This is a genomic window from Actinosynnema sp. NPDC023658 (genome assembly GCF_040639995.1).
GTDB lineage: Bacteria > Actinomycetota > Actinomycetes > Mycobacteriales > Pseudonocardiaceae > Actinosynnema.
On record NZ_JBFAAX010000433.1, the window covers coordinates 1 to 4,872 of the forward strand.

Sequence of the window (4,872 nt, forward strand, 5' to 3'; positions counted from 1 at the left end):
GCGTCTCGTCGCTCTCGTCGCCGGCCGCGAGCCGGACCCGGGCCACCTTCTGCGGGGAGGAGTTCCGCGCCCACCGCCGCAGTTGCCCGACCCGCTCCTCGTCCCCCTCGGAGCGGACCACGACCGCGACGACCGCGCCGTCGGCCCTGGTCAGCGGTTCCAGCAGCAGGTCGCCCATCCGCAGGTCGGACACCAGGGCGAACCTCGGCGTCCCGTCCTCGTCCCGGGTCATGGCGTAGACGTCGCGGAAGTCGTGCGAGGCGTGCAGCGCCGAGGCGAAGTCGAACCCGAAACCACCGATGTCCACCCGTGCGCCCGCGTCCTCGCCGACCAGCACGACCGGCCGGGTCCGGTCGGCGCGCAGCCGGTCGCGGAACCCGTCGTCCCCCAGCGCCACGACCCCGGTGTCCACACCGTCGAACTGGAGCACCCCCTCGCCGACCGCCGGGGTGACGTCGGCGTACCTCTCGGTGGAGGCGACGACCACCACCAGCGGGTCGCGGTCCCCCCACGGCCGTTCCGCCGACGTGCCGCGCACCACGGCGTCCGCGACCAGGGCCAGGTCGAGCCCCGTGGCGGCCCGCGCGGGGAAGTGGAAGACGTCGTCGAACCTGGTGAGCACCACGTCGGCCGAGGTCGACTCGGGTCCCCTGGTGAACGCGCCGCCCTCCGCGAGGGTGATCAGCCCCGACGTGCGCTCGACCACCACCGGGCCTGAGTACTCGAAGCAGTGACGGGCCCCCTCGGTGGCCTGCAGGGCCGCGAGCAGCTCCTGGTTGGGGGTGCCGCCGAACTCCGGGCTGTGCGCGAGGAGCACGAGCGGCCTGCGCGCCGGGCCGCCCGCGAGGCGCTGGTAGAACCAGTGCGCCAACAGCATCCGCCGCATGTCGCGAACGGTCAGGTCGAGCACCCGCCCGTCGTGCAGCTGGACGGTGTAGTCGCCGTCCTGGCCTTCCACGCGGAGCACGAACGGTCGGGCGCGTGCCGCCTCGGTGGCGTCCGCCCACGGCGCCGCGGAGAGCTGCCGACCACCGGAGGTCGCGGTGGCGACCAGGCGCTGGGCGTAGTCGTCGGCCATCGCCGCCGAGTCCCGCAGCCCGCTGCGCGTCACCTCGTCCGCGATGACGGCCATGCCCATCTCGTCGCCGTGAGCGTCGGTCAGGGGGTCCCATAGCAGGTCGGTGGCCCGCACCAGCGACACGCGGGTGAACCGCGCGCCCTCCAGGTCGGTGCGGCCGGTGAAGGGGTCGACGCCGACCGGGGCCGTGTTGACGCTGACCTCGCGGTAGGGGCCGTCACCGCGCAACGCCTCCGCGAACTCCTCCGCCGCGCGGAGGTGGGCCTCGGTCGGCTCGGCCCCGTCGGTCACCAGCAGCACCGGCGTGGTCGGGTCCGCGGCCCGGTACCGGGGGTCCCGGTCGACCTCGGCGGCGAGCTGCCCGCCGGTCCCCCAACCGCCGTCGACGCGGAACGAGCCGTCGGACGCGTGCGCGAACACGAGGATCGGCCGCGAGCCGTCCGCCGACGACGGCACGCCCGCGTGCAGCTCGCGCCACCGCGCCTCGGTCGCCACGTCGGCGGGCAGTGCGACGATCCTCGTGGTGGTGGCGGTGGGGCCACCGACCGGGAGCACGTCCTGGACGGCGGTCGGCACGACGGCGGGCTTGTGAGCACCGGTCGCGGCACCGGCCTGCTCGGGAGCGCCCTTGCCGAAGGGGACGTCCACGCCGCCGTCGGAGTCGGACCACGTGTCCGAGTCCGAATCGGCTTGGGAGTCGACCTCGGGATCGGTGTCCGGAAAGTCGTCATCGGAGGAGTCGGCGGCCTGCTCACCGGGCAGCACCACCTTGCGGTAGGACCCGCCGGCCAGGACGGACCGCCTGCCGTCGAAGCGGTCCATGGAGACCACCTGGTCGGCGGCCCAGACCGTCGCCGGGAAACCGTCCACCTGCGTGAACGCCTCGACCAGGTAGCACGCCAACGGGTCCCCACCGGTCGCGGGAGGCTGGTTGCCCGAGCAGATGGTGGCCACCTTCTCCTCGCCGGCCGGGTGGGGCACCGAGCGGTAGATCCGGTTGCGGGTGAAGACCTGCCCCGCGGCCCGCGGCGACAGCTCCAGCAGGTCCCCGAGTTCCAGGGGGTAACCGGTGCGCAGCCGGACTGCCACGCTGCCCGGCAGACCGTGGACGACGACGAACCACGGCCGCACCGGGCGCTTCGCCCACTTCATGGGTGCCTTCTCCTTGCGGCGCTCCGCGCTGCCGTCGGCGGCCTGGGTGGTGACCTCCCTGATGTAGTGCTTGAAACCGGAGGTGCTCTCGCGCCGGTCGAGGTCCTGCATCATCAGCAGGTCGGACGCCTGCTCGGGGTAGGTCACCCCCTTGGGTCGCCCCGTGCCGGCTTCGAGCAGCGGGTAGGCCACGATGTCGTCGGGGCCGGGCTCGACCCGTTCGGCCGTCCGGAAACCGTCACCCTCCACGGCGATCCGCCCGTTGCGGAGCAGCATCAGATGCCCGGCGGGCCAGTGCACCCGCCGCGAGTAACCACCGGCCAGCATCCCCCTGCCGAAACCGACCGGCTCGACCGACTCACCACCCAGCGCGGCGAAGACGAACTCCACGTCCGGGGAGACGCCCGCGCCATTCCTGAGCATGAGGCTGTCGCGCAGGACAGCGGTCAACCCGTCCATGGAGAGCACCGGGTTCGCCCCGTCCGATCGCGCCGCCAGGTACTGCTCCCCCCGCCGGGTGACCAGGATCAGCAGCGGCAGTTCCCCGGCCGGCCACGGCGAGTACTCGAACCGCTGGGTCGTCGAGTTCCAGAACCACCCGGTCGTCTCGGCGGTGGCCTTGCGCGCCCACCGCCGTGCGTGCTCGACCTCGACCTCGTCACCGGTGGACCGCACCACCACGGCGACCACCTGGCCCGCGGCGTTCTCCAGGGGCTCCACCGCGACGTCCCCGCTCCGCAGACCGGAGACCGGCGTGAACACCGGGTCACCGTTCTCGTCCCGGGTCATGGCGTAGACATCGCGGAAGTCCTTCGCCCTGTGCAACGCCGAGGCGAAGTCGAACCCGAAACCACCGGGGTTCACCCGAGTGCCGGCGTCCTCGCCCACCAGCACCACCGGACGACCGGACGCCGGCCCCGACGACTGACGGAAATCCTCGTTCGCGGAGAGGGCGTGGAAGGCGTCCTGCCCTTCGAGTTCGACGTGCCCGCCGTCGGTCGTGGGCACGACGGCGTGCCCCTCCACTGAGTGCGCCGCCACGACCAGCGGGAGCTGCGCGCCCCACGGCTGGTCGCCGAACTCACCCCGTGCGACACGCCGCGCGACACCGAGCAGGTCCGGTCCCAGGTCCGCGTCCCCGGCCAACGCGAACACATCCCCGTCCCGCCGGACCCGCACACCCTGCCACATCGAAGCCGGTCCGGCCGTGAACCGGGCGTTCCGGGGCAGGATCAGCTCGGCCTTCGCGCCGGTGACCTCGCCGTCGCGCACCTGCTGCCTGGAGCCCACGGGTCCGGAGTACTCGAAGTACGCCCGGACGCCGACCTCCTTCATCAGCAGGTCGAGCAGCTCCCGGTTGAGCGCGCTGTTCGGCGTGGCGGTGCGAGTGATCAATGCCAGCGGCCGGCGCACCCGCGGGTCGGTCAACGCCAGGTGGAACGCCGGCGACGCCAACAACCGCGCCATCTCCCGGACCGAGAGCCGGCGAATCGCACCTTCCTTCGACTGGACCAGGTAGTGCTGCCCCTCGCTCTCCAGGTGCAGCACGAACGGCCGGGCCCGGCCGGCTCCGATGGACGAGGCCCACGGCAGCGCGCTGTAGTGCACAAGGTCATAGGGCTTGGTCACGTCCGCTGCCATTACGGCCAAGCGCGTGTTGTGGTCGTCGGCGAACCGCGCGCCCTTCCTCAGACCGCGGTAGAGCGAAGCGTCGCCCAGCAGCGCCGCGCCGTGCGGGCGACCGCCCGAGTCGGTCAGCTCCTGCCAGTGGATGTCGGTGATCAGCAGCTCCGACACCCGCTCGAACCGGGCGGCGGCCACGTCGACCAGACCGGTCTGCGGATCGACCTGCACCGGGGCGGTGTTGACGAGCACCTCCCGGTAGGGGCCGTCACCGCGCAGCACCCGCGCGACCTTCCGCGCCACGTTGACGTGCCGCCGGCTCTCGGCGTACAGCTCGACCTTGAGGTGCAGGGGTGTGCGGGGACCGTGCCGGGAGATACCGGCGTCGACCAGCGCCGCGGCGAACGAAGCACCGCCCCGCCACTGCTCGTTCGCGAACAACCGGCCGTTGTGGAGGTGGGCGTGGGCGTAGACGTGGATCGGCGGCGGACTCCCGGCCTCGACGGGTGTGCGCTCGTGGAAGGACTTCCACATGGCGATGTCCTGGCCGGTCTGGTCGAACGGGAACATCAGCGCAGGTCCGGGATCGGCCAGCACCACCGAGTCCTGCGGGGAGCCTGGCTGTTCGTCCGGTTCCAGCACCCGCACCTCTCCCGAGCGCGACACCCGCACCCGACCCGCGAACGTCTCCACCGCGCCCACGTGGCCCAACCGCCGCAGCTCGTCCCGCAACGCACCCGAATCCGCCACACCACACATCAAGAACCGCACCGGAACATCCGGAGCGAACAACCGCATCCCCACCAACAACCGCACAAAAGCACGATCACCCAAATACCCGAACCCACCCGACCCCAACGGCAACCGCACACCCTGCGGACCCCGATGCGCCACCACGCTGAACACACCCGGAACGCCCGCACCCGCGGCGAACGCCTCCACCACTACCTGCGCCTCACCACCCGACAAGAAGCCCGCACCCACCACACCCCCCAACCCATCCCGCAACACCACACGCT

Annotated in this window: 1 protein-coding gene; it reads right to left on the minus strand. The window is 72.3% G+C overall.

Annotation, left to right across the window (positions count from 1 at the left end):
• On the minus strand, positions 1–4,603 hold a 4,603-nt coding region (locus AB0G02_RS28225), incomplete at its 3' end, for a hypothetical protein (RefSeq protein ID WP_360799558.1).
• Between the last annotated feature and the right edge of the window lie 269 nt (positions 4,604–4,872).